The sequence below is a fragment of the Streptomyces olivochromogenes genome (assembly GCF_021538895.1).
GTDB classification, from domain to species: domain Bacteria; phylum Actinomycetota; class Actinomycetes; order Streptomycetales; family Streptomycetaceae; genus Streptomyces; species Streptomyces olivochromogenes_A.
This window is the reverse complement of the sequence record NZ_JADDRL010000001.1, coordinates 67483-88950: the sequence shown is the minus strand read 5'-3', so window position 1 is coordinate 88950 and position 21468 is coordinate 67483. Positions and strand designations below refer to the sequence as shown.

The 21468-nt window shown below is 68.5% G+C and carries 22 protein-coding genes and 1 pseudogene; 12 read left to right on the top strand and 11 right to left on the bottom strand.

Going from position 1 to position 21468, the window contains the following annotated elements:
* Window positions 1-110 precede the first annotated feature (110 nt).
* Window positions 111-593 (top strand): DUF6114 domain-containing protein, encoded by a 483-nt coding sequence (locus IPZ69_RS00420; RefSeq protein WP_235451572.1) that lies wholly within the window; start codon window positions 111-113, stop codon window positions 591-593.
* Between the two features lie 162 nt (window positions 594-755).
* Here the strand turns inward: IPZ69_RS00420 and IPZ69_RS00415 are convergent, their stop codons facing one another.
* Window positions 756-1961 carry a cytochrome P450 gene (locus IPZ69_RS00415; protein WP_235451571.1) on the bottom strand — a complete coding sequence of 402 codons (1206 nt, stop codon included), beginning with the start codon at window positions 1959-1961 and terminating at the stop codon, window positions 756-758.
* A gap of 46 nt (window positions 1962-2007) precedes the next feature.
* A pseudogene (locus IPZ69_RS47650) lies at window positions 2008-2205 on the bottom strand (DUF1259 domain-containing protein); the annotation flags it as partial.
* A 220-nt stretch (window positions 2206-2425) separates the two neighbouring features.
* Here IPZ69_RS47650 and IPZ69_RS00410 point away from each other — a divergent pair.
* Entirely contained in the window at window positions 2426-2788 is a 363-nt protein-coding gene (locus IPZ69_RS00410) for a hypothetical protein (protein ID WP_235451570.1), read from the top strand.
* Between the two features lie 13 nt (window positions 2789-2801).
* Here the strand turns inward: IPZ69_RS00410 and IPZ69_RS00405 are convergent, their stop codons facing one another.
* Complete coding sequence (locus tag IPZ69_RS00405; RefSeq protein ID WP_235451569.1) at window positions 2802-3686, bottom strand: helix-turn-helix domain-containing protein; 885 nt, start codon at window positions 3684-3686, stop codon at window positions 2802-2804.
* 185 nt (window positions 3687-3871) lie between these two features.
* Between IPZ69_RS00405 and IPZ69_RS00400 the strand changes: the two genes are divergently transcribed.
* Window positions 3872-4762: an aldo/keto reductase gene (locus tag IPZ69_RS00400; protein ID WP_235451568.1), complete on the top strand. Its 891-nt coding sequence runs from the start codon at window positions 3872-3874 to the stop codon at window positions 4760-4762.
* Between the two features lie 147 nt (window positions 4763-4909).
* On the top strand, window positions 4910-5524 hold the full coding sequence (locus tag IPZ69_RS00395) for a dihydrofolate reductase family protein (RefSeq protein WP_235451567.1): 615 nt from the start codon (window positions 4910-4912) through the stop codon (window positions 5522-5524).
* 132 nt (window positions 5525-5656) lie between these two features.
* Here IPZ69_RS00395 and IPZ69_RS00390 read toward each other — a convergent pair whose 3' ends face one another.
* Window positions 5657-6508 carry a helix-turn-helix transcriptional regulator gene (locus IPZ69_RS00390; protein WP_235451566.1) on the bottom strand — a complete coding sequence of 284 codons (852 nt, stop codon included), beginning with the start codon at window positions 6506-6508 and terminating at the stop codon, window positions 5657-5659.
* Between the two features lie 143 nt (window positions 6509-6651).
* On the opposite strand from IPZ69_RS00390, the gene IPZ69_RS00385 reads away from it, so the two are divergent.
* Complete coding sequence (locus IPZ69_RS00385; protein ID WP_235451565.1) at window positions 6652-7545, top strand: NAD-dependent epimerase/dehydratase family protein; 894 nt, start codon at window positions 6652-6654, stop codon at window positions 7543-7545.
* 289 nt (window positions 7546-7834) lie between these two features.
* Window positions 7835-8716 carry a prohibitin family protein gene (locus IPZ69_RS00380; RefSeq protein ID WP_235451564.1) on the top strand — a complete coding sequence of 294 codons (882 nt, stop codon included), beginning with the start codon at window positions 7835-7837 and terminating at the stop codon, window positions 8714-8716.
* Between the two features lie 168 nt (window positions 8717-8884).
* On the opposite strand, the gene IPZ69_RS00375 is transcribed toward IPZ69_RS00380, so the two are convergent.
* From IPZ69_RS00375 to IPZ69_RS00355, 5 genes are all read right to left on the bottom strand, one after another.
* Window positions 8885-9577: a GAF and ANTAR domain-containing protein gene (locus tag IPZ69_RS00375; RefSeq protein WP_235451563.1), complete on the bottom strand. Its 693-nt coding sequence runs from the start codon at window positions 9575-9577 to the stop codon at window positions 8885-8887.
* 87 nt (window positions 9578-9664) lie between these two features.
* Window positions 9665-10027: a nitrile hydratase accessory protein gene (locus IPZ69_RS00370; protein ID WP_235451562.1), complete on the bottom strand. Its 363-nt coding sequence runs from the start codon at window positions 10025-10027 to the stop codon at window positions 9665-9667.
* Window positions 10024-10626: a nitrile hydratase subunit alpha gene (gene nthA, locus IPZ69_RS00365; protein WP_235451561.1), complete on the bottom strand. Its 603-nt coding sequence runs from the start codon at window positions 10624-10626 to the stop codon at window positions 10024-10026. The genes IPZ69_RS00370 and nthA overlap by 4 nt, the downstream gene beginning before the upstream one ends.
* A complete protein-coding gene (nthB, locus tag IPZ69_RS00360; protein WP_235451560.1) occupies window positions 10623-11294 on the bottom strand; it encodes a nitrile hydratase subunit beta in 672 nt (223 codons plus the stop codon). The genes nthA and nthB overlap by 4 nt, the downstream gene beginning before the upstream one ends.
* Before the next feature lie 158 nt (window positions 11295-11452).
* Entirely contained in the window at window positions 11453-12199 is a 747-nt protein-coding gene (locus IPZ69_RS00355) for a hypothetical protein (protein WP_235451559.1), read from the bottom strand.
* A 234-nt stretch (window positions 12200-12433) separates the two neighbouring features.
* Here IPZ69_RS00355 and IPZ69_RS00350 point away from each other — a divergent pair, with 234 nt between their 5' ends.
* The 4 genes from IPZ69_RS00350 (at window position 12434) to IPZ69_RS00335 (ending at window position 15591) form a co-directional block, all read left to right on the top strand.
* Window positions 12434-12886, top strand: coding sequence for a MarR family winged helix-turn-helix transcriptional regulator (locus IPZ69_RS00350; RefSeq protein WP_235451558.1), 453 nt, complete (start codon window positions 12434-12436; stop codon window positions 12884-12886).
* 404 nt (window positions 12887-13290) lie between these two features.
* Complete coding sequence (locus tag IPZ69_RS00345; protein WP_235451557.1) at window positions 13291-14196, top strand: NmrA family NAD(P)-binding protein; 906 nt, start codon at window positions 13291-13293, stop codon at window positions 14194-14196.
* Window positions 14197-14393: 197 nt separating this feature from the next.
* Window positions 14394-14759, top strand: coding sequence for a hypothetical protein (locus tag IPZ69_RS00340; RefSeq protein ID WP_235451556.1), 366 nt, complete (start codon window positions 14394-14396; stop codon window positions 14757-14759).
* A gap of 367 nt (window positions 14760-15126) precedes the next feature.
* The gene (locus IPZ69_RS00335) at window positions 15127-15591 is read left to right on the top strand and encodes a VOC family protein (protein ID WP_235451555.1); all 465 of its coding nucleotides are present in this window, start codon (window positions 15127-15129) and stop codon (window positions 15589-15591) included.
* Window positions 15592-15637: 46 nt separating this feature from the next.
* On the opposite strand, the gene IPZ69_RS00330 is transcribed toward IPZ69_RS00335, so the two are convergent.
* A complete protein-coding gene (locus IPZ69_RS00330; protein WP_235451554.1) occupies window positions 15638-16504 on the bottom strand; it encodes an SDR family NAD(P)-dependent oxidoreductase in 867 nt (288 codons plus the stop codon).
* Between the two features lie 69 nt (window positions 16505-16573).
* Between IPZ69_RS00330 and IPZ69_RS00325 the strand changes: the two genes are divergently transcribed.
* Window positions 16574-17245 (top strand): TetR/AcrR family transcriptional regulator, encoded by a 672-nt coding sequence (locus tag IPZ69_RS00325; RefSeq protein WP_235451553.1) that lies wholly within the window; start codon window positions 16574-16576, stop codon window positions 17243-17245.
* A gap of 127 nt (window positions 17246-17372) precedes the next feature.
* Here the strand turns inward: IPZ69_RS00325 and IPZ69_RS00320 are convergent, their stop codons facing one another.
* Window positions 17373-18566: a hypothetical protein gene (locus IPZ69_RS00320; RefSeq protein ID WP_235451552.1), complete on the bottom strand. Its 1194-nt coding sequence runs from the start codon at window positions 18564-18566 to the stop codon at window positions 17373-17375.
* Between the two features lie 383 nt (window positions 18567-18949).
* Between IPZ69_RS00320 and IPZ69_RS00315 the strand changes: the two genes are divergently transcribed.
* Window positions 18950-21373: a CehA/McbA family metallohydrolase gene (locus tag IPZ69_RS00315; protein ID WP_235451551.1), complete on the top strand. Its 2424-nt coding sequence runs from the start codon at window positions 18950-18952 to the stop codon at window positions 21371-21373.
* Window positions 21374-21468: the final 95 nt, after the last annotated feature.

Here is a 21468-nt window from a genome sequence, read left to right as displayed (position 1 = left end):
CGGGGGCTTCGGAGCCTTGTGCGCGGAGTACGGGATGAGCGGCCCGCCGTCGGCCTCACACGCTCACACGCTCGACGCAGCCGCCGCAGTGCCGATCAGGGACGGGACACGTGATCACCAACTTCTTCGGCCGGAAACGCGAATTGCGCGTTGCGGCGGCAGACTTCCGACGCAGGTTCAGAATCTGGCGAGGCGTACGACCCTTCTGGGCCGCGCTGTTCACGTTCATGGCCGGTCTGCCGATCCTGTACTGGCCTTACGCGCACCTGGACTTGAACGGCATTCCACTGGCCCTGTCGACCACGTCCGGCGCCGGATCCCTGGTGATCGGCCTGCTCTTCATGGTCCTCGGGTTCGGCCTCTGCTACCGCCCTGCCCTTCGCGTATTCGCCGGCATTGCCACCCTGCTGCTCGCCCTCATTTCCTTTCCCGTGGCGAACTTCGGCGGCCTGTTCCTCGGACTGTTCTGCGGCCTGATCGGCGGCTCTCTGGCCTGTTCCTGGATGGCACCCGTCGCCGCCGAGCCGTCGGCCGTGACGACGGAATCCCTGTCCTCGGTCGATGCGGCAGCAGAGAGCCACCGAGACATCTGACAATCGCGCGACGAGCACCGTGGCCGCGTGACGAGCACCATGGCCGCGCACTCGCCTCACCCGACCAGCGCCCGCCCGAAAGGCGACATCGACCCTGCCCGACATCCCCGCCGCAGTCAGCGGCCCGGATGCGGCGCGAAGGTCGATGTCGCCCTGGTGCTCCTACCAAGCCACTGGGAGCTCCAGTGGAAAACGCCTGATCGTCGCCGTGTCCCACCGCAGCTCGTCCGGCGGCACGGCGAGCCGCAGCCCGGGGAACCTCTGCACGAGCCGCCCGATGGCCACTTCGAGTTCCGCCATGCCCAAAGGCATCGCGATGCACCGGTGGCCACCCCAGCCGAAGGTCATGTGCGGAGCGCTGGGCCGGTCGGGGTCGATGGCGTGTGGGTCTTCGTAGCGCTCCGGGTCACGGTTGGCCGTCAGGTACGACACGTGGACGAAGTCGCCGGTCCGGATGAGCGCACCGTCCAGCTCCACGTCCTCAAGGGCCACCCGGGGGATTCCGACCCCCTTGCGGAACGGGATGCAGCGGAGCATTTCATGCAGGACATCGGTCAGCGTCTCCGGCCGGCTCCTGAGGCGTTCCATCAGGCCGGGACGCGTCAGGAGCAGGTAGGTGATGTCGCTGATGTGGCAGGTCGCCGTGTCCTGGCCACTGAGCGCCAGCATCAGCGCCATGACCGCCAGTTCCCTGTCGTCGAGCTGCTCCTTGCCCTCCCGAGCCGCGGCCATGGCGCTGATGATGTCCTCGCCGGGTGAGTGGCGCCGCTGCTCGACGAGTTTGGCGAAGTAGGCCGTCAGATCGGCCTTCGCACTCGCGGCGGCCTCCTTGTTGTCCGGGCCGACGACGAGGAGTTGGTGCACCGACTCCTGGATGCGGGGCCATTCCTCCTGTTCGATGCCGAGGAGGTCCAGGACGGTGTGCTGGGGAAGCGGGTCGGAGAGGAACTGGACCAGATCGGCCGGCGGTCCTTGCCTTTCCATGGCGTCGAGCAGGAGGTCCGTGAGCCGGGTGATCCGGGGCCGCATGGCGTCGACCTGCGGCTGAGTGAAAGCCTGCGAGGCCAGGTGGCGGACCCGGCTGCTCTGCGGCGGGTCCATCACGTTGATCGACTCGGGCGAGACGATGGGCTCCGGCGTCATGCGGGGGTAGTTGAGGCCGATGATGCCAGCCCGACTGAAGCGATGGTCGGTGGTCACCTGTTTGACGGATTCGAAGCCGGTGATCAGCCAGGCGTCCGCATCGCCGTAGGGGAGCCGGATACGTGCGGGGATATTGCGACCCATCAGGTCCGCGAGCACAGGGTCGAACTCCAGCGCTTCGCTGAAGTCGAATGGGCAGGTGATTGCCTCGTTGTTCGCGGTCATCGGGCTCCTCCGGGATGGGTACGACGTTGGTGGCGTCCACAGCCCGGTGAATGGCCGCGGCGGGCCTGACGGGATCGCGGTCGGCCCAGTAGTGGACGAAGTGCAGGCCTGGTTCGTCGGTCGGGTTGTCTTCGGGCACCTCGACGAGTTCGACGCCGCCACTCCGCAGGGCCGCGAGGACGGGCCGGAGACCTCGTTGGCGATCATCGAAGCACGAGAGACCGCATGGCTCGGTGACCAGCACCGTCACATGCAGCCAGCTGGGCTAAGCGGCTGCCGCCTTTGGAGCCGGGCGGGACAGCGGCTCGCCGCGCGAGCCTGATCGCGTCCCTTGGGGCGGGCCAGGGTTCTGACTGGCGCTCAAGCCACAGAACACCTGTCCGCACAGTGCGATGATCTGCGCATGGACTTCGTGGCGGAGCTGGCGGTACAGCTGGTCTTCTGACGATGCCCGACTGGACTCCATGATCATTCCAGCCTGGCTCGAGGAGCTGGAGCTCCCCGGTCCCCGGCCCGGTGAGCTGCGAAAGGTCGATTCCCGTATCACCGAATCGGCCCTGGCCGCCGCGATCACCGACGCCGGCGGTCGCTGGCGGACCGTGGAGTACGAGAACCTCACGAACCAGCGGAGCCTGGAGACCGAACCGATCAACGACGTACGGGTGGGTTTCGCCTTCACCGACCGGGAAAGCAACGACTTGCCGCCGCTCGACGACTGGATCCTGAACAAGGTCAATGTCTGGGGCTTCTCCCACGGCCCATGCCCGGAACCTGATCGCGGCCTCCCCGACGACGGTTACGGCGCCCAGGAGCCGTCCGGCAGTTGATCGGCTGAGCCGGTCACAACCTGCTCTCGGATATCGCGTCCCGTTCCGGCCCGGTCGTGGCGGACCAGTTGGCCAGCAGCTTCAGGGCGTCCTCGGCGGCGGTCGCGGGTGGCGCGCTGTAGACGACCACGCTCAGGCCGCTCTCGTCCGGCAGGCTCATGGTCTCCTGATCGAGTTCCAGGTCGCCGACGACCGGATGGCGGAGGCGCTTCGTGCTGTCACGGAAGACATGCACGTCGTGGGAGCCCCACAGCACGCGGAAGGAGTCGCTGCGGGTGGACAGCTCACCGATCAGGTTCGACAGTTCCCGGTCGTACGGGTTCTTCCCCGCCTCGACGCGCAGCGCGCCCACGGCGAAGCGGGCCATGCGCTCCCAGTCGACGTAGAACCGCCTGGCAGCAGGATTGAGGAACGCGAACCGGGCGACGTTCGCCCCGCAGGTCGGGTCGGCATACACCTCCGAGTACAGGGCCCGGCCCAGCGAGTTGGCCGTCAGAGCGTCGAGGCGGTTGTTCATGACGTACGCCGGCAGCCCCGGCATCCCCTCGACGATCCGCGCCACGCTCGGCCGTACCTTCGGCCCGACCTCCCGCTGCCGGGCCCGCGCCCGGGGCGCCGGTCCCGCGGCGCGGGCGAGGTCGTACAGGTATATGCGCTCGGTGTCGTCGAGCCGCAGGGCCTTGGAGAGGGCGTCCAGCACGCTGTCGGAGACGCCTTTGAGATTGCCGCGCTCCAGGCGCGTGTAGTACTCGACACTCACGCCGGCGAGCGTCGCGACCTCACCCCTGCGCAGTCCCGGGACCCGCCGCTGACCGTACGCGGGGAGCCCCGCCTGATCGGGGGTGATCCTGTCGCGTCGGGAGCGGAGGAAGGCGCTGACTGCGTCCCGGTTGTCCATGAGGACCAGGGGAGGCAGGCCGCGCGAGGGGTGGGGGACTCTGCCAGTACCCCTCACAGCAGAGGCTCCTCCGGTACCTCCGTTTCCCGTTGCATGGTGCACGCCCCCCGATCGCTCCTGGGGCCCGACCGGTTCGAGGACGTACGCCCCCCGGTCGGCCGACCCTCTCCCAAGCGAGGAACGCCATGACCGGCAAGAACCCGACGATCGCGACGATCACGTTGAACAACGGCGTCCAGATGCCCGCCCTGGGCCTCGGCGTCTACCAGAGCACCCCTCAGGAGACCGCCGACGCGGTCGCGAACGCACTGCGCGAGGGCTACCGCCTGATCGACACCGCTGCCGCGTACTTCAACGAGAAGGAGGTCGGCGAGGGCATCACCCGCTCCGGCATCGACCGCGGCGAGGTCTTTGTCACCACCAAGCTGTGGCTGACCGACTACGGCTACGACACCACCCTGCGCGCCTTCGACACCAGCTTGGCCAACCTCGGCCTGAACCACCTGGACCTCTACCTGCTCCACTGGCCGGTCCCGGCGGCGTTCGACGACACGGTGGCCTCGTACAAGGCGGCGGAGAAGCTGCTCGCCGACGGCCGCGTGTGGGCCATCGGCGTGTGCAACCACAAGCCCGAGCACCTGCACCGCCTCATCGACCGCACCAGCGTGGTCCCCGCGGTCAACCAGGTCGAGCTCCACCCGTACTTCACGCAGCGCGCGGTGCGCCAGGCCGACGCCGAGGCCGGAGTGGTCACCCAGGCATGGTCTCCGCTGGGCGGGGTGAACATGTACTGGCAGGACGGGCACAACGCCGGCAGGAACCCGCTCGATCACCCCACTGTCACCGACATCGCGACCCGCTACGGCAAGACGGCGGCCCAGGTCGTCCTGCGCTGGCATCTGGAGCACCGGCTGTCGGCGATCCCGAAGTCCGTCCGCCCGCACCGCATCGCGGAGAACCTCGACGTCTTCGACTTCGGCCTCACGGCCGACGAGGTAGCGGCGATCGACACGATCGACACAGGGGTCCGGGGCGGGCCCGACCCCGATGCGGTGGGGCCCGGCTACTTCGGCTGAGCCACCGTATCGTCAGCGTGTGTCTCGTCCGGTCACTCTCGTCCTGTGACTCCTCTACGGGAGAGCGGTTCGGAGCTTGTCGAATGCCGCCGTTCTCGATCGACGTGAGAGTGAAGGCAGCACATCCCAGAGCTCAGGAGTCCCATCGTGACCGTAACCGCGGATCTGGCCATCTCCCTGGACGGCTACATCGCCGGCACCGACATCGCCATCGACAACCCGGGAGGCGACGGCGCCGAGCCGCTCTTCGAGTGGATCCACAATCTGGCGAGCTGGCGTCAGCGGCAGGGCATGACCGGCGGGGAGGAGAACCGCGACTCCGAGCTGATGCGTGAGTGGTTCGACGCCACCGGAGCGGTGGTCATGGGCCGGATGATGTACGACACGGGCGAGGCGTTCTGGGGCGACAACCCGCCGTTCCGGACACCGGTCTTCGTGCTCACCCACCGTCCTCGGCCGACCCTGGTCAAAGAAGGCGGCACCACCTTCACCTTCGTCACCGACGGCATCCACAGCGCCCTCGACCAGGCGAAGGCTGCCGCAGGCGACAAGAACGTCGACATCGCGGGCGGTGCGAGCACGGTGCAGCAGTACCTCAGCGAGGGGCTCATCGACGAGCTGCAGCTGCACGTGGTGCCCGCGCTCCTGGGCGACGGGCTGCGGCTCTTCGAGGGACTCGGTGCCGGTCTGCGACGTCTTGAGCCGGTGCGAATGGTCGACACACCCCTCGCCACGCACCTGAAGTACCGCTTCGTGAAGTAGCCGCTCACGGACAAGGCCCGCCACCGCCCGGCCACGCGCCGCTCAGCCTCCCTGCTGGAACTGGACCCTGGCCTTGTCCATCCCGGCAGCGTGACGTGCCAGGATCCCGACGAGAACCGCACCGGTCCGGCCTCAGGCGGGGACGTCCATGAGTTGCGTGCCGATCACCTTGAGGAGCTGCAGGTTCTGGTACGCGCTGGAGCCCGGCTCGGCGGTGAAGAGCACCACTTGCTGGTCGCGGTCCGGGACGCTGAGGATGTCGAAGTCCAGCTCGATCCGGCCCACTTGCGGATGGTGGAAGACCTGCTTGGCGTGGTGGTCGATCTGGAGTTGCTGGGAATTCCAGAGCTGGGCGAACTCCGTGCTGCCGGCCAGGAGTTCGGCGATGAGCGAGCGAAGCTCGGCGCTGTCCGGGTACTGGGTGGTGGCCACCCGCAGATAGCTGACGGCACTCGTCAACAGGCGCCCGCGATCGGTGATCCCGAACGCGTCGCCATCACCGTCCGTCCGCAGGAAGATACGGCGCAGGATGTTGCGGTCCGAAGCCCGAACGGCCGAGAAGTCCTCGAAGAGGGCGGCGGCCAGCGGGTTCCACGCGATGATCTGGCAGGTGTTGTCCACCACGAGCGCGGGTGTGTCGGCGAGGCGTTCCAACAGGGCGGTGGTGGAGGGGGCGACCTCGCGCGACGGCAGCCGGTCCCGATCGTGCTCCAACTCACCGGCCAGGGAGAAGAGATGTGCCCGTTCCTGATCGGACAGGCGCAGCGCACGGGAGATCCCTTGGAGCACCTGGCGCGAGGGGTGCCGCCCACGGGCCTGCTCCAGGCGGCTGTAGTGGTCCGTGGAGATATGAGCGAGCTGGGCGACCTCCTCCCGCCGCAGCCCCGGCGTGCGGCGCCGGGGCCCCCGCGGCAGACCGACATCCTCCGGCCGAATCTGCTCTCGCCGGTTTCGCAGGAAGGCGGCCAGCGCGTGCTTGTCCATGGCTCCACGTTACGGCCTCGCCTCGCCGCGGTCGGCGGTCAGCCACGGACCGGCAGTCCCTGGATAAGCCCTCGCCGGCCCTGAACGCTGATCAGCGGTGGCCCGGCAACCGACGGCCGCCGTTGACAACGAAGGACATGATCATGCGGATCTTTCTGACAGGCGCGAGCGGCTACCTCGGCGGGGTCGTCACCGAGCATCTGATCGCCTCCGGTCACCAGGTGAAGGCACTGGCCCGATCCCTCGCGGCGCGCGACCGAGTCACGAAGCTGGGCGCGGAGGCGGTGCCCGGGAGCCTCGCGGACACCGACACGCTCCGCCTCGCCGCCGAGGAAGCCGACGCGGTCGTACACGCCGCGGTGGACTTCACCCATCCGGCCATGCACGAGGTGGAGCAGCCCGCGCTCGCGGCCTTGCTCGCCGGGCTGAAGCCGGGCAATCCGTTCGTCTACACCAGCACAGGTCTCGTCTACCCCGACGGACATGGAGTAGCGGCCGACGAGGACACCCTGGCGGAACCCGAACTGTCGGCCCAGCCCTACAAAGTGCTGGGCGAGCGACAGGTACTGGCTGCCGAGGGGCCGGCGGTCACGGTGATCAGGGCCGCGCTGATCTACGGACGAGGCGGCACCGCGCTGCTCCAGGGGCTGATCGCGAACGCCCGGGAGCAGGGAGTCACCGCCTACATCGGCGACGGCAGCAACGAGTGGAGCTCGGTGCACGTCGACGACCTCGCCCGGCTGTATGTCGCCGCGCTGACCAGGGCCGAGCCGCGACTTGTCGTCAACGCCGCATCCCGGAGCGGTGCCTCCATGCGGGAGATCGTCGAGGCGGTGGCCCACATCACCGACGGCCGCGCGCTGTCCATCACCATGGAGCAGGCCCAGCAGAAGATGGGCCCCTTCGCCGGAGTGCTCACCCGCTCCTCCCTGATGGATCCCTCCCGCGCCGAGCAACTGCTCGGCTGGAAGCCGTCCGAGCCCAGCCTCCTGGACGAGCTGCGCTCCGGGTCGTACGCGGCTGCCGCCGGCCACTGACCCCAATCGGCCACGTTCCCCGGCGCGTTGCTCGCACCGGGGGAGCGCTGCATCACCATGCCCGACCCTACTCCGGTCCCCGCCGGTGGTGCGCCCCGCAGGGCGCGGCGCACCACCGCTTGCCGCATCCGCGCCGTCTTCCCGTCTCCGGCTGGCGGGTTGCGTGATCCGCACCGTTCCGAACGACCCACAGGGGTCGCGTACGGGATGGTCACCGGGGCTCGTTACCATGCGCTACCGGTCGCGCCCGAGGCGGAGCAGACCGTTTCCGGAGGGGGAACCTGTGTTCGTGCTGTCCATCCTGCTGCTCATAGCGGCGGTCGTGCTCTTCCTCGTCGGTCGCGCACGCTCGGCCGGGAGTTGGAAGCTCGGGGCCGTGCTCAGCGCCGTGGCGGGCGTGCTCGCCGGCGTCTTCGCGTGCGTCTATGTCGTGAGCGCCTACGAGGTCGGCGTTCCGGTGACCTTCGGCAAGGTCGGCACGCCGCTCACGTCCGGCATCCACGTGAAGTCGCCGTTCACCGAGGTCACGTCGTATTCCACCCGTCCGGTGGACCTCAACCTGTATGACAAGGACGTGGTCGAGGTCCGCTCCTCGCAGGGTGGTGTGCTCTACGCGGACGTCACCATCAAGTGGGCCGTCATTCCGGGGAAGGCGGTCGAGCTGTACCGGCTGGCGGGCAGTGAGGATGCCATCCAGGCGCGCCTGGTGCTGCCGGACAGCCGCGAGATCATCCGCAACGTCTTCGCGAAGCACACCAGCGAGGAGGGCTACGCCTCCGCCCGCGAGCAGATCGGCTCGGAGATCGAACGTCTCATCAAGGAGCGCCTGGCGCCGCGCGGGATCGACGTCACGGCCGTCAACCTGCGCAATGTGAGGCCGTCGGACAAGCTGCAGGATCAGATCGACAAGAAGATCCAGCAGGAGCAGGCCACCGAGCGGGCCGTCGAGGCGTCGCGCACGGCCAAGGCGGAGTCGGAGCGCAAGCGGATCGAGGCGGAGGGCATCGCCCGCGCCAACAAGATCATCGAGAAGTCCCTGAGCGACAAGGTGCTCTACAACCAGTGCCTGGATGCCTACAGGGAGGCCGCCAAGGCCAACCCGGTGTACGCGGTGCCGTGCGGCACGGACTCGGGCGGCACGCCGGTCATCGTGAACAACAGCAAGAACTAGTCGGCACCTCGGCCAAGCCGACAGGGCCATCGAGGCGGGGGGCATGTCTGAGCCGCGTGGCACGGGGGACTCTGTCGGCAGGCCGGGTCGGCGGCGGTCCCCTGGGGGCCGGCCCGGCTGAGGTTCCCCCGGTCCAGGCAACGTGCTGGGGGAACCGCCGTACGTCGGTCACAGGGTGCCGGTCTCGCAGATGCGGCCGGCGACGTCGCGGAGTTTGGTGTTGGTCTCCTGCGAGTAGCGCCGCAGCACGTCGAAGGCCTGCTCCTCGGTCAGGTTCCGGCTGCCCATGAGGATGCCCATGGCTTCTCCGATGGTGTGGCGGGTGGCCACGGCCCGTTCCAACTGGGCGTGGGTGCGGGCGCTCGAGAAGGCGACCGCGGCGTGGGAGGCCAGCAGCCAGCCGGCGGTCTCGCTGGTGCCGGTGAACGCGCCGGGCCTGCGGGAGTAGATGTTGAGCGCGCCGAGGTCCTCGTCCTCAGTGAACAGCAGGAAGCCCATCATGCTGCCCAGGTGCAGCCGGCGTGCCTGGGACGCGTAGTCGGGCCAGCGCGGCTCCGCGGTGGTGAAGTCGGCGATCCTGAAGACGCGGTCGTCGCGATGGTCGCGGGCCGCTTCGAAGCACGGTCCCTGGCGCAGCCGCTCCTGGAGCTGGTCGCTGTCGATGACCACCTGGTCGGTCGGGGCGAGAGTCTCCACGCGTGTGCCGCGCAGGACCAGAATGCCGGCGGCATCGCAGCCGTCGACCAGTTCGGTGGCGGAGTGGGTGATCCGCTCCAAAGTGGCCTGTACCGACTCCTGCGCCAGCAGGTCACGTGCCATGGTCGCCATCTGCTCGGCGAACGTACGCCAGTCCGTGTCCATGCTGTCCTCCGCTACCGGTCCGGGCAGTCCCTTGCCTCCCTACCCGCCCTCCACCACGTCATGGCACGGTGGCGCCTGGGCTGTGGGTCAGTGCGGGTGATCGTGATGCTCGTCGTGGTCATGGTGGTCGTGGCCCGGAGGACGTTGTGCCAGGTCTTGGGTGCGGGTCGTGATCTCGTCCGTGGACACGGCGCGCAGGTCGGCGAGTACGTCCTCCAGGGCGGCCAGCCAGAGTCGGTAGTAGTGGTACGGCTCGTCCGCCGCCGAAGCCTCCCACGCCGCGATCCGGGCGATGAGCGCGGCCTGGAATTCAGGCCAGGTGAAGGCGCCCGACTCGTACAGCGTCACGGCCATTCCGAAGGCACGGCTTTCCCACGGCTCGGCGAACACCAGCTCACCGTTTGAGCGAGGCGGCGCGGCCGGTCCCGCGATGTCCAGCGGCGCGCTCACGGTGCCTCCACCTTGGCCACGCCGACCATCGCGTCCCGGGTCACCAGCGGCACGAGTTCTTCCTCGGCGAGGTGCTCGGTACCGGCCGGCCGCTCGGGCAGCACCAGCCAGCGCACCTCGCTGGTGGAGTCCCGGACGGTGATCTGCACGTCGTCGTCGAGTTCGAGTCCCATCTCGGACAGCACCGTGCGCGGCTCCCTCACCACTCGCGCACGGTAGGCGGGGTCCTTGTACCAGCTCGGCGGCAGGCCGAGCACCGGCCACGGGTAACAGGAGCACAGCGTGCACACCACCAGGTTGTGGGTGGTCGGTGTGTTCTCCACGACGACGATGTGTTCGCCCTGTGGCCCCGAGAAGCCCAGTTCCTTGATGGCCGCGGTTCCGTCCTGGAGCAGGCGCTGCCGGTAGTCGGGGTCGGTCCACGCCTTGGCGACCACCTTTGCCCCGTTGAGCGGGCCCACGTTGGTCTCGTACTCGGTGATGATCCCGTTCATCACCTTCGGGTCGATCAGGCCCCGTTCGGTGAGCAGTTGCTCAAGCGCCTCGGTGCGCAGCGCGACGGGGACGGTCTCGTCCTGGCCGCCATGGGTGGTGGTCATGCGGTGGTCTCCAGGTAGCTCTCGTACATCTCCACGGTGAGGGCGAAGCGTTCGGCGTCGGCGCCCCACACTTCGCGGGAGTCGAACCGCACCGTGTAGACGTACTGGGGGTTCTCGCCCAGGAAGTGCGCGTTGGTGTCGGGCAGCACGTGGGCGGGCTGGATGACATCGACGACGCCGATGTGTCCCCGGACGTAGCCCGGCAGCCGGGTGTGCCCGGGTACCGACACGTTCTTGGCGCGTACGCGCTCTCCGACGGCGAAGGCCGGCGCGGTGTCCACGGAACGCAGCGAGCCTTCCGCGGTGGGCGCGTAGTGGGGCCTGGCGGGCTCGGGGATCGGCGGTTCCTCGACGTGTTCGCCACGCAGGCTGCGCGCGCGGGCCTCGATCGCGCCCGGCGCCAGGATGGAGCGCTCGGTGAGCATCAGCTCGCCGCCGTTGAACCAGCGCCCGAAGTAGCCGTCGTCGAAGTAGGCGGCTCGGTCCAAGCGCTCCAGCGCGTGCCGGAAGGCGTCCGTGTTGACACCGCCACAGGCGAGGCGGCTGGAGAGAATCGCCAGCGCGAACGCCTTGCGCTGCCAGTCCTCCGCGAAGACCGGTTCATCAGGTCTCGGTGGATGTACGGGCCCCCATCCCTGGGTGCCGCCCATGTCGGCAATACCATCCATGGCATAACCTCTCATTTGTCCGCAATAGCAGACATAACAACTCGAATTCTATTTGGCTCACGCCCGCGGCGTCACGGCGCGAGCGTGCTCCGATCCGCTGGTTGCGGTCCCTGTTGCGGACGCGCTGGCCCCTTGCCTCCACTGCCGAATCCGTTGGTCTACTTCACGACGCCGAGGTTCGTACCCCAGAGCTGGCTGTCGGGGACGTGGGCCGGGTTGCCCATCAGCTTGCGGACCTGGATCTGCGCAGGCAGATGCTTGTTCGAGCGTGCGTGGCTCCAGTGACCGTGATTCCCGCGACCGTGGCTCCAGTGACCGAGGCCCCGCTGGGCGTGGCTCTGGTAGGTCATCGCGTACGGGTGCTTGACGTCCGTGGTGGATCCGTTGACCAGTGGGAAGTAGTTGTCGGCCGCGGTCGCGGGCGAATCCTTGGTGTCGACGATCCACACCGTCTTGCCCGGCAGGCCGCACGACTGCAGGGTGAGTCCCTCGTTCTGGTACGCGGTGGTGGCCAGACCCACGCACAGGCCGCTGGCCTTGCCGAAGGGGGCGTACTGGATCTGCGCCGCGCGGAGGTTGCCGTAGTGGCGGTTCACCTCGGACGAGACCAGGTGGGCCTTGTAGAAGTCGGACACCTTGCCGACGCGGGGGAGGAAGTCCTCCGCCGGGTCGGAGCTGCTCGCGCGCTGCAGAACAGTCGGCTGGCCGACCTTCGCCACCCCCTGGTGGACGGCCTCGACGTAGCGGGGGTGGTCCGCGGTGCCGAGCTTCTTGTTGTAGATGTCGATGCAGTGCTCGCCGCACTGCGGAGTCGCCGCACTCGCGGACAACGTCCCCGCGGCGGTGGCGCCGCCGACCAGCAGGACCGTCGCCGCGACGGAGAACGCCTTGTTCTTGATGGACATGATCGATTCCTTTTCATGAAGCGCAGCCGCACGCCACGTGCGGCTGCTGTGCTGTGGTGGGACGGCTGGGGCGTGCTCACCATGCCGATAGGAGCATATGCTCGTATCGGGGTGGTCGGCAAGGGTGAGTCGCCGGGGCGACCGGTTCATGGGTCACCGTAGATGCGCCTGACCTGGCGCTTTACGATGAGAGTATGTGCTCCTATCATGGATGGAGACGCTCAGGAGGGCATGATGGTCGCTACGCCGGCGAACGCCGAGGATTCGTGCAACAACCTGGCTCTCCGCAAGGCGGCCCGGTACATCGGCGCGACGTACGACAAGGCTCTGGCCTCGGCCGGTCTCCGTGCGACGCAGTTCAGCATCCTGCAGAAGCTCAGTGCCCATGGGGAAATGACGATCACCAATCTCGCCGAGATGATCGCGATGGACCGTACGACGATGGCTTCGAACCTCAAGCCGCTGGCGCGGGAGGGTCTGGTGACCGTCGAGCCGTCGGCTGCCGATCGTCGCGCTCGGATCGTCACGATCACGCCGGAGGGCGTCTCCCGGATGAAGGCGGCGCTGCCGCTGTGGCAGGAGATGCAGGCTCAGTTCGAGGAGCGCTTCGGGGCCGACGACGCGGCCCGCTTGCGCGCGGCCCTCGAAGTCGTTCTGCAGACCGGCTTCACGCCTTGGGCTGAGTGAGGCGGGGCTCTTGCGGTGCCGCTGCTGGGTGTGACCTGGCTGCCGGTGGGGGCGTCGGCCGTCGTGGGCTGCTGGGTGTGATCCGGGATCTCTTCTTGCCTCTTCGTTGATACGAGCATATGCTCCTATTGAGGTTGGCCCTGATCCCGCGGCGGGCCCCGTCGCTGCCATCCGCCATCCGCCATCCGCCGTCCTTCCTCGCTTCTCGCGCGGGCGAGTGCCGCCGGCACTCCGAACCATCACCGGTCACCGGGACTTCGAGGCCCGTCGGCGTCGGCTGCCCCCACTTGGTGTTGCTGGAATCGCCGCCCGGCGGAGCAGCACCCGTATCCCGGACACGCCTCGTACGCACAAGCCTCGTGTGATCGACGTTCACGCCCCCAGCCCCAGAAGGAGATCCAGTCATGGATGCCAGCAATCTCGTCCTCATCGCCAACGCGGGGGGCGTAGGCCGCACGGTCCTGGAGCGGCTCCGCGCGGACGACGTGCCGGTGCGCGTGATGGTCCGAAAGGAGGACGACCGCGCGGCCGGGCTGCGTGCGCTCGGCGCGGAGGTGGTCGTCGGTGACCTCACCCGGCCCGAGACTGTCGCTGCCGCCCTGGAGGACGTCGGGCGGATGTACTTCGCCATGCCCGTGTCGCCGGACCATCTGCTGGCGACAACGGTGGTGGCTTCCGTGGCCCGCGAATACGGGAAGCTGGACGGCCTGGTGGGCCTCTCGCAGATGACGGTGTCCCAGATGACCGCCACCAGCACCAGCGAGTCACATCAACAGCGGCTGCACTGGCTGGCGGAGCAGGTCCTGAACTGGTCGGGCCTGCCGGTCATCCATATCCGGCCGACGTCGTTCCTGGACAACCCCCTGTTCACCACGCTCGCGGCACGGTCGATCCAGGCCGATGGCACCATCTCACTGCCCTTCGGTACCGGGCGCACCTCGCCGGTGGCCGTGGACGACGTCGCCCGAGTAGTGGCCACCGTGCTGCGTACCCCAGCCCCGCACGTCGGGCGCGTCTATGAACTGACCGGGCCACGCACCGTCGACATGGCAGAGATTGCTCGCGAGTTCTCGCGGGCGCTGGGGCATCCGGTGTCCTATGTGGACGTGCCGTTGGACCGGTGGCGGGAGGAGATCCTCGCGAAGGTGGGCCTGCCGCCGCACGTCGAACAACACATCGCCACCATGGGTCGTCTCCATCAGGAGAACCGCTACGACCGCACCTCCGACGACGTGGAACGTGTGACGGGAGTACCCCCTCAGACGATTGAGGCTTTCGTCGCCGCGCGTAAGGACTTCTATCTGGGCTGAGCACGTGGTGGGAGACGGCAAGCGGAATGCGGTGACGCGCACGGGTTCCCTTTGCCACACTGTCCCCGATTCATGATCAAGCATGCGGTGGGGGATGTGCGGTGAGTGAGAGGGATCGGCGGCCGACGCGATGGCGTCGTCTCGCGGCGCTCGTGGTCTTGGCTGCTGCGCTCCTCGCCGGGGCCGCCTGGCGTCTCATGGACCTGTACAACGCGGAGCCCCGGTTCGCTGTCGTCTCCTCGCGGTCCTCCCTCCTCGGGACCTGGACGACAGAGGACGGCAATACCGGGCAGGTCGAGTTTGCCGCCAACGGACGGTTCTCTGCTGTTGGGCTGCCAGTCGATACCTCGTCGGGCGGGACGCTCACCGGCGCGGGAAGTTGGTCGCTCGATGACCGTGGAGGGTCCGTGATTCTCACGCCGGATCATCGTCCGGCGGGCACGAACCAGGACGCCGACCTGGCTGTCGTCCGCGCCGACGGCCGCGTGAAGCTGTGCGTCACCTCCGGTTCGCCGGGAGTCCTGTGCGACGCGCTGCTGCGGCTTGCCGCGGGGCCACGGTGAGGCAAGCGCTGACGGGGCACTGGCACTGCTGCCGGTTCGTCGGCCGGTCACGCTCGACACCGCGGCGACCGCGCTGCTCATTGTGGCGGCCGTCGTAGTCGGCATCGGTGGCAGCGCCCGAGTCCGGGCCTGGGGCCTGCGCCGGGTTGCCCGGCGCTGACACCAGCTGCTCCAGGGTGGGCGGTACCTCCGGGTACGGCCCACCGGCCCTGACCCCGTCCTGATCTGCGGCGACCCTAGTCAGCTGGCTCCGTACCTGAACCGGACGAGCAATGGGTGTTCGCTGCCGACCGGCGCTTGACCTCAAGTTGGGTTCAGCTTCTAACTTCGTGGCCGTCAGCCATCAGCCAACCAGGGAGGCATTTCCATGGCCGCGACCACCGTTCCCGAGCATTACCGCAACGCCGTGATCGCACACGTGATGATCGATGGTGCCGCGAACGCGATCGACTTCTACAGCAAGGCGTTCGGGGCCGAGGAACTGTTCCGTCTGGGCCAGCCGGACGGGCGCATTCTGCACGCGGAGATCAGCATTCAGGGATCCACCATCATGCTGGGCGATGCCGAGGGCCCGATATTCGCCGCACCGACCGGCCTCGGCGGTACGACCGTGGGGCTGCACGCCTTCGTCGATGATGTCGACGCACTTGCGCAGCGGGCCGTCGCGGCCGGCGCGGAACTTCTGCAGCCGCCGACCGACCAGTTTCACGGCGACCGCACGGCCATCCTGCGGGATCCCTACGGACACGTCTGGGTCCTGCTGACGCACGTAGAGGACCTGACCCCGGACGAAATCGCTCGTCGGGCTCAGGCACTCATCACTGAAAGCTGAGCCATCGGACTGGTGCGGGTGACGCGCCGCCGAAAACCCTTGCGCTTCATGGGAGTTGTGCGGGGTAGGGCTCGTCGAAGTCGGCCGATCGGCTCACCTTCTCCCAGGTGGTCGCCTCCGTGAGCTGGCGGTGGGAGTAGTCCAGCGCCATGGTCACGGCGTTCACGCCCAGCAGGAGATGACTCGGGATCTCGTCGCGTCGTACGGTCCGCACGATGATCTCGGCTGCCCGGCGAGGGTCTCCGGCCGCGCCGTCGGCGGCCTGTCGCACACGGCGGTTCATCGCGCCGACCGTCTGGTCGTAGGCGTCGGGGATGTCGTGGACCGTCATGGAGGAGCCGGCCCAGTCGGTGGCGAAGCCGCTGGGTTCGACGACCATGACCCGCACGCCGAACGGTGCGGTCTCCGTGGCGAGGACGCGGCTGAAGCCGTCGACCGCGAACTTGGCCGCTTGGTACGAGGCTATGCCCGGCGATCCGCCGACCCGCCCCCCGACGGAGGAGAATTGCACGACGGTGCCCGCCCCCTGCCGGCGCAGGGTGGGGAGCGCGGCCTTCGTGACGTTGTAGACGCCCCAGAAGTTCGTCTCGAACTGGGCGCGGAAGTCGGCGTCGTCCGCGGTCTCGATGGGCGACAGGTTCGCGTACCCGGCATTGTTCACGATCACGTCGACGCGCCCGAAGCGTGCGACGGCCGCCTCTACGGCCTCGCGGGCCGCGTCCGCACTGGTGACGTCCAGGGGGAGGGGGAGGACGCGGTCGCCGTACTCGCTGAACGCTTCCGCGAGGGCCTCGGGGCGCCGGGCCGTGGCCACGACGCGGTCGCCGGCCTCCAGGGCGGCGGCGACCAGCTCGCGGCCGAGGCCGCGCGACGAACCGGTGATGAACCAGACCAGGGGATCTTGTGTACTCATGCACTTAGTGCAACACCGTTCTCTTAATAACGCAACACCGTTGCCTTAAAACTTTCTATGATGTCCTGCATGAGCGAGTCCGTCTTTCAGCGTGCGCGCAGCGCCGAGGCCAAACAGGCGCGAGAAGAGGCGATCCTGGACGCCGCCCGCACGCTGGGGCGTCAGTGTGGTGTGCGCGACGTCACGCTCACCGACATCGCCGCGGTCGTGGGCATGCACAAGTCAGCGCTGCTGCGCTACTTCGAGACAAAAGAGCAGATCTTCCTCGAACTGACCGCGGAGGGCTGGCGGCAGTGGTCCGCCGACCTGCGCGGCGACCTCGAACGCCGGGAGCACGCCACGCCGGCCGAGGTCGCCGAGGTCATCGCCGGCACGCTGGCGGCGCGCCCCATGTTCTGCGACCTGCTCGCACAGGCGCCCCTGAACCTTGAGCGGAACGTGTCGGCCGAGTCGGTGCGGTCCTTCAAGCTGGTGACGCTCCACGAGATCGAACTGATCGGCGGCGAGCTGCACCGACTGCTGGGGCTGACCGAACTGCAGACCGTCGACACCATCGCCACGGCGACGAGCCTGGCGGGGGCGCTGTGGCAGATGGCCACTCCCGGCCCCCGCCTGCGAGAGCTCTATACCAGCGACCCCCGGCTCAGCCATGCCGTCGTCGAGGTGGAACCCCGCCTGATCCGCGTCCTCGCCGCCTTCCTCACCGGCCTCGGCGTGGGGTCGTCCGCCGCGAACGCCTGAGGCGTGTGTGCCGTCTCCTCGGCCGCGTCGAAGCCCGAGGAGCGACGCCGATGGGGCTGGGGGAGGGCGGGGTGTCGTACCGAAGTCCGTCGGGCCCATGCCTGGACCCGACGGATGTGAGTGGTCGTCAGGTGGCCCTGCCGGGAAGGGTGTTGATGTCGATGACGGCGCGTTGAAGGTCGCCCTGCGGCCGGTGGCCCAAGTCGTCGATCGCAACGATGTTCATGTTGCGGGCCAGTTCAGTTGCTCGCCAGTCCATCCGCAGCTTGGTGACCAGCTGAGGGTTCAGGCCATTCGCGAGGTACATGAGGTAGTTGTCCCGGACCGAAGCGGGGAAGAACGGCGACAGCAACCGGATCAGGAACAGCTGCGGTATCTGCAGATCCGGCTGGACGATGCTCGCCAGCACGAAGAACCGGCCGGCGTCCGCGCCCGGGTCGCGGGCGAGGGCAGCCTGGTTCAGGGACAGCGTCTGGTCGTAGATCGGCTGTGGCGGGCTGCCGTTGAAGAAGGCCTTGAGGATCTCCCACCAGGACGGATCGCCGGCCGGGTAGCTGCCGCGGTCGGAGATGCTGTCCGCGTGCCAGGCCCACGGCTGGTCGAGCGCTGCCGACGAGTCGACGAGTACGACGTTCTTCCCGGCCTTCACGAAGTCGCCGTAGGCGGAGGTCGGGGACAGCTCGGTGCGCGTGGCCACGTGGAAGCCGAACAGGTCCCGCAACCTGGTCAGCGGTTCCTTCGCGTCGGCGCCTGCCGGGACAGCGGCGGACACGTTGATGATGACGACCTCCGAAGGGTGATCGTCGATCCAGCGCTTGATCGAGGCCGCCTCGCCCGAGGTCTCGTCGAAGAACAGCCCTCCCATCGGGGCGCCGTGGAAGGTCCTCCACTGTCCGCCCTCGAAGCACAGCCGCAGATCGAGATAGCGGGCGCCCTCGTCGAGCTGGTCGGTGAGACTGCCGCTCTGGGCCCGCGAGATGCTGGCGGCCAGGCGTGGGTCCAGCTTGGCGACGTTGTAGGACCAGCCACTGGTGCACAGGCCGGGGTCGGCCGGAATGCTCCAGCTGCCGGAGTCGTGACTGCCCGGCATCGCGATCCGGTTGAGCGGCTGGTTGTCGAGATAGCCGTGCATGTCGCCCATCCAGCGCGACAGGTCCACCGTCGCGGCCGAGGCCCGACCGGCCGTGGCCCGACCGGTCGACGCGGCGGGGGCTGCCTGTGCCGGTCCGCTGCCGATCACGAGGGCCGCGACAGCGACCATCAGGGCGACCAGAGCGGCCGCCGAACGCCGTAAGCCGGTGCTGTCCGTTCCACGTCTCATCTTGGTACGCCCTCCTTGGGGGAAGAGGCCGAAGTCGGGCACTGAGGGTAGAGGGCGGTGGACGTCATGCCTAGAGAGTCTTCGCAACCAGTGGTTGGGCGAGCACGAGAACGGCCACCGCGGGCCCGAGAACGGCCAGGGCGGGCCTATGCATCCGTGGCAGCGCCTGCTTGGCTGTCCTACCGGTACCTTCCTGGTCGTTCGAACGAGCAAGAGGTCTCCGTGCCGTCCCGGGCAGTCGACGCGGGCATGGGGAAGCTTCGGAGGCGTACGAATTTCCCATAGTTGGCAGGTTCACAACATTCGGAGGTCGTGCGGTGCCGAGTGATCTCGGATCTGACAGACACGGAGAACCGGAACCGGAACCGGAACCGGGCGGGCTGGTGCACCGCCGTGACGTGCTGCGCCTGGGCACGCTGCTCGCCACCGGCGGCCTCGCGGCCATGGTGCCCGCCGGGATCGTCAGGGCGGACACACAGACCGATGGCAACCAGGTGACCAAGTCCTACCAGGGGCATTCCCCGCTGGGGTTCGACCAGTGGGCCTACATCGACTTAGATGTCCCGGCCGGCGTGAACCGAATCTCGGTCACCTCAAGCTTTGAAGCCTTTATCCTCGTCCCCGGCGTCATGTCCAACGTCCTCGACATAGGAATCTTCGGCCCGTCGGGGTTCCGCGGGTGGTCCGGCGGCGCCAGGCGCGACTTCACGCTCTCTGCGGCCGACGCCACTCCTGGCTACGTTCCTGGGCCGATCGAAGCAGGCAAGTGGTCCGTCGCCCTCGGTCCCATCGTCTACAAGGCCTCCGGCATGGGCTGGCAAGTCGGCGTGACCCTGGACTACGGCTCTCCGCCCCAGCAGATTCCGTACGACGCCCTGCCCGACTCGGTCCACGGCCGGGGCGCCGGCTGGTACCGCGGTGACCTGCACCTGCACAGCGTCCACTCGGACGGCGCGCGCACCGTGGACCTGATGGTCGCGGACGCCCGCCGGAGCAAGCTGGACTTCATCGCCGCCTCGGACCACAACACCAGTTCCACCGGGGTCTCCTGGCGCGGAAACATCCCCTCGGACCTCCTGGTGATCAACGCGGAAGAGGTCACCACCCGGCACGGCCACTGGCTGGCCGTGGGACTGCCGCAGGGGGAGTGGGTGGACTGGCGCTACGCCCCCAGCGACCAGGGTGAACTCGACCGGCACGTCCAGCGCGTTCACAGTCTGGGCGGACTCGTTGTCGCCGCGCATCCCACGACCCCGGGCCCGGGATCCTTCTGGGAATTCGGCCTCGACCACGTCGATGCCATGGAGGTGTGGAACGGTCCCTGGACACTCGACGACGCGGCCAACGTCGCCCTCTGGCACGGCGCACTGTGTCTCGGGAAACGCATTCCCGGCCTGGGCAACAGCGACGCGCACGCCACGACCGACACCATCGGCCTCCCGCACAACGTCGTCAACGCCTCCGCACTGTCCACCACAGCGATCCTGGCCTCACTGCGGCAGGGCAAGTCCTACGCCGCGGAATCGGCCGCCGTCACGGTGGACTTCACGGCAGGCGGCGCCGGCCGCACCGCCGGGCCGGGCGAAGAACTCCCGCTCGGCCTCTTCGACGCGGTCGATGTCACGGCCTCAGTTTCCGGCGCCCCCAACACCGTGGTCACGCTCTACACGGAGTGGGGGATCATGGCATCGGCACCCATTGGCGCCGGCGGCTCCGGACAACTGCACTGGCGTGGCTGGGGCAAGGCCTCCCTCTTCGCCCGCGCCGAGGTGCGCCGCCTGCAGCCCGGCTCCAGCACGCTCGATCAGATGGTGGCCATCACGAACCCCGTCTGGTTCTACACCGCGAACCGTCCGCCGTACGCCATCGAGAAGCGCGTCCTGTTCCAAAGCGCCCGCAGGCCGGACGGAAGCTGGACCAGCATGCGGCCACTTCACGGCGCCGGGAGCGACCCCACCTTCGCCGGAATCCAGATTTCCGCCGCCGGTATGCCCGACGGGTCCGTACAGATCCTGGGGCTCAAGCCCGACAACAGCCTCTGGATCGCCACCCTCAACGGCTCCGCCCTGTCCCGGCCCTGGCAGCGCCTGGACGGCCCCGGCGGACAGAACGACTTCACCGCACGCGAGGCGGCCATCACGGCAATGCCCGACGGAACCAGCCAGCTCGTGGCCACCAGCATGGACGGCGCTCTGTACCACCAGAAGCGCCTCACCGACGGCGCGCTGACGGGCCTGCGCCCCGTTCCCGGTCTCACGCCGAACAGCACCTTCGGCGCGACGAAGGTCGCCCTGGCCGGCATGCCCGATGGCTCGGCCCAGGTCCTGTCGTACAACACCGACGGCGCCATGTACATGTGCCTCCGCCACACGGACGGCTCCTGGACGTCCTGGACCCGGCTGGCCGGGTTCGGCGGGGCGCCCACCTTCTCCGGACCTGCCTTGGCCATTACGGGTCTGCCCGACGGCACCTCCCAAGTGGTGGCGATCGGCCTCGACGGGTGCGTCTACCACCAGGTACGCCATCCCGACGGGCGATGGGACGGCTTCGCCCCACCCGCGGGCGTCGACTCGAACAGAATGGGCGCCAGCAGCATCGACATCGCGGGCATGCCCGACGGATCGGCACAGGTGGTCGTCGTCGGCAGCGACGGCAATGTCTGGCACAACATCAGGAAGGACAACTTCTCCTGGAGCGGCTTCGCCCAGATCGCCGGCCCGGGCGGAATGGACCCGTTCCCTGCCGGTCAGGTCCGGATCACCGCCCTGGCCGACGGCACCGCACAGGTCCTGGGCATCAGTGGTTAGCCGACTGGGCCGGCTGTTCCCCGTGTGGGTCCGATGGCCTCGCGGATTCCCGGGTGGACCGTCTCCGCGGGGTGCGGCCCGTATCTCGGGACCGT

Bases quoted from the DNA above. Each gene is read 5' to 3' on its own strand.
- IPZ69_RS00375 (WP_235451563.1), bottom strand. From the start codon at position 9,577: ATGGACACGGACTGGCGTACGTTCGCCGAGCAGATGGCGACCATGGCA.
- IPZ69_RS00340 (WP_235451556.1), top strand. From the start codon at position 14,394: ATGGACCTGTACAACGCGGAGCCCCGGTTCGCTGTCGTCTCCTCGCGG.
- IPZ69_RS00400 (WP_235451568.1), top strand. From the start codon at position 3,872: ATGACCGGCAAGAACCCGACGATCGCGACGATCACGTTGAACAACGGC.
- IPZ69_RS00350 (WP_235451558.1), top strand. From the start codon at position 12,434: ATGGTCGCTACGCCGGCGAACGCCGAGGATTCGTGCAACAACCTGGCT.
- IPZ69_RS00385 (WP_235451565.1), top strand. From the start codon at position 6,652: ATGCGGATCTTTCTGACAGGCGCGAGCGGCTACCTCGGCGGGGTCGTC.
- IPZ69_RS00330 (WP_235451554.1), bottom strand. From the start codon at position 16,504: ATGAGTACACAAGATCCCCTGGTCTGGTTCATCACCGGTTCGTCGCGC.
- IPZ69_RS00355 (WP_235451559.1), bottom strand. From the start codon at position 12,199: ATGTCCATCAAGAACAAGGCGTTCTCCGTCGCGGCGACGGTCCTGCTG.
- IPZ69_RS00325 (WP_235451553.1), top strand. From the start codon at position 16,574: ATGAGCGAGTCCGTCTTTCAGCGTGCGCGCAGCGCCGAGGCCAAACAG.
- nthB (WP_235451560.1), bottom strand. From the start codon at position 11,294: ATGGATGGTATTGCCGACATGGGCGGCACCCAGGGATGGGGGCCCGTA.
- IPZ69_RS00415 (WP_235451571.1), bottom strand. From the start codon at position 1,961: ATGACCGCGAACAACGAGGCAATCACCTGCCCATTCGACTTCAGCGAA.
- IPZ69_RS00390 (WP_235451566.1), bottom strand. From the start codon at position 6,508: ATGGACAAGCACGCGCTGGCCGCCTTCCTGCGAAACCGGCGAGAGCAG.
- IPZ69_RS00345 (WP_235451557.1), top strand. From the start codon at position 13,291: ATGGATGCCAGCAATCTCGTCCTCATCGCCAACGCGGGGGGCGTAGGC.
- nthA (WP_235451561.1), bottom strand. From the start codon at position 10,626: ATGACCACCACCCATGGCGGCCAGGACGAGACCGTCCCCGTCGCGCTG.
- IPZ69_RS00320 (WP_235451552.1), bottom strand. From the start codon at position 18,566: ATGAGACGTGGAACGGACAGCACCGGCTTACGGCGTTCGGCGGCCGCT.
- IPZ69_RS00335 (WP_235451555.1), top strand. From the start codon at position 15,127: ATGGCCGCGACCACCGTTCCCGAGCATTACCGCAACGCCGTGATCGCA.
- IPZ69_RS00410 (WP_235451570.1), top strand. From the start codon at position 2,426: ATGATCATTCCAGCCTGGCTCGAGGAGCTGGAGCTCCCCGGTCCCCGG.
- IPZ69_RS00405 (WP_235451569.1), bottom strand. From the start codon at position 3,686: ATGGACAACCGGGACGCAGTCAGCGCCTTCCTCCGCTCCCGACGCGAC.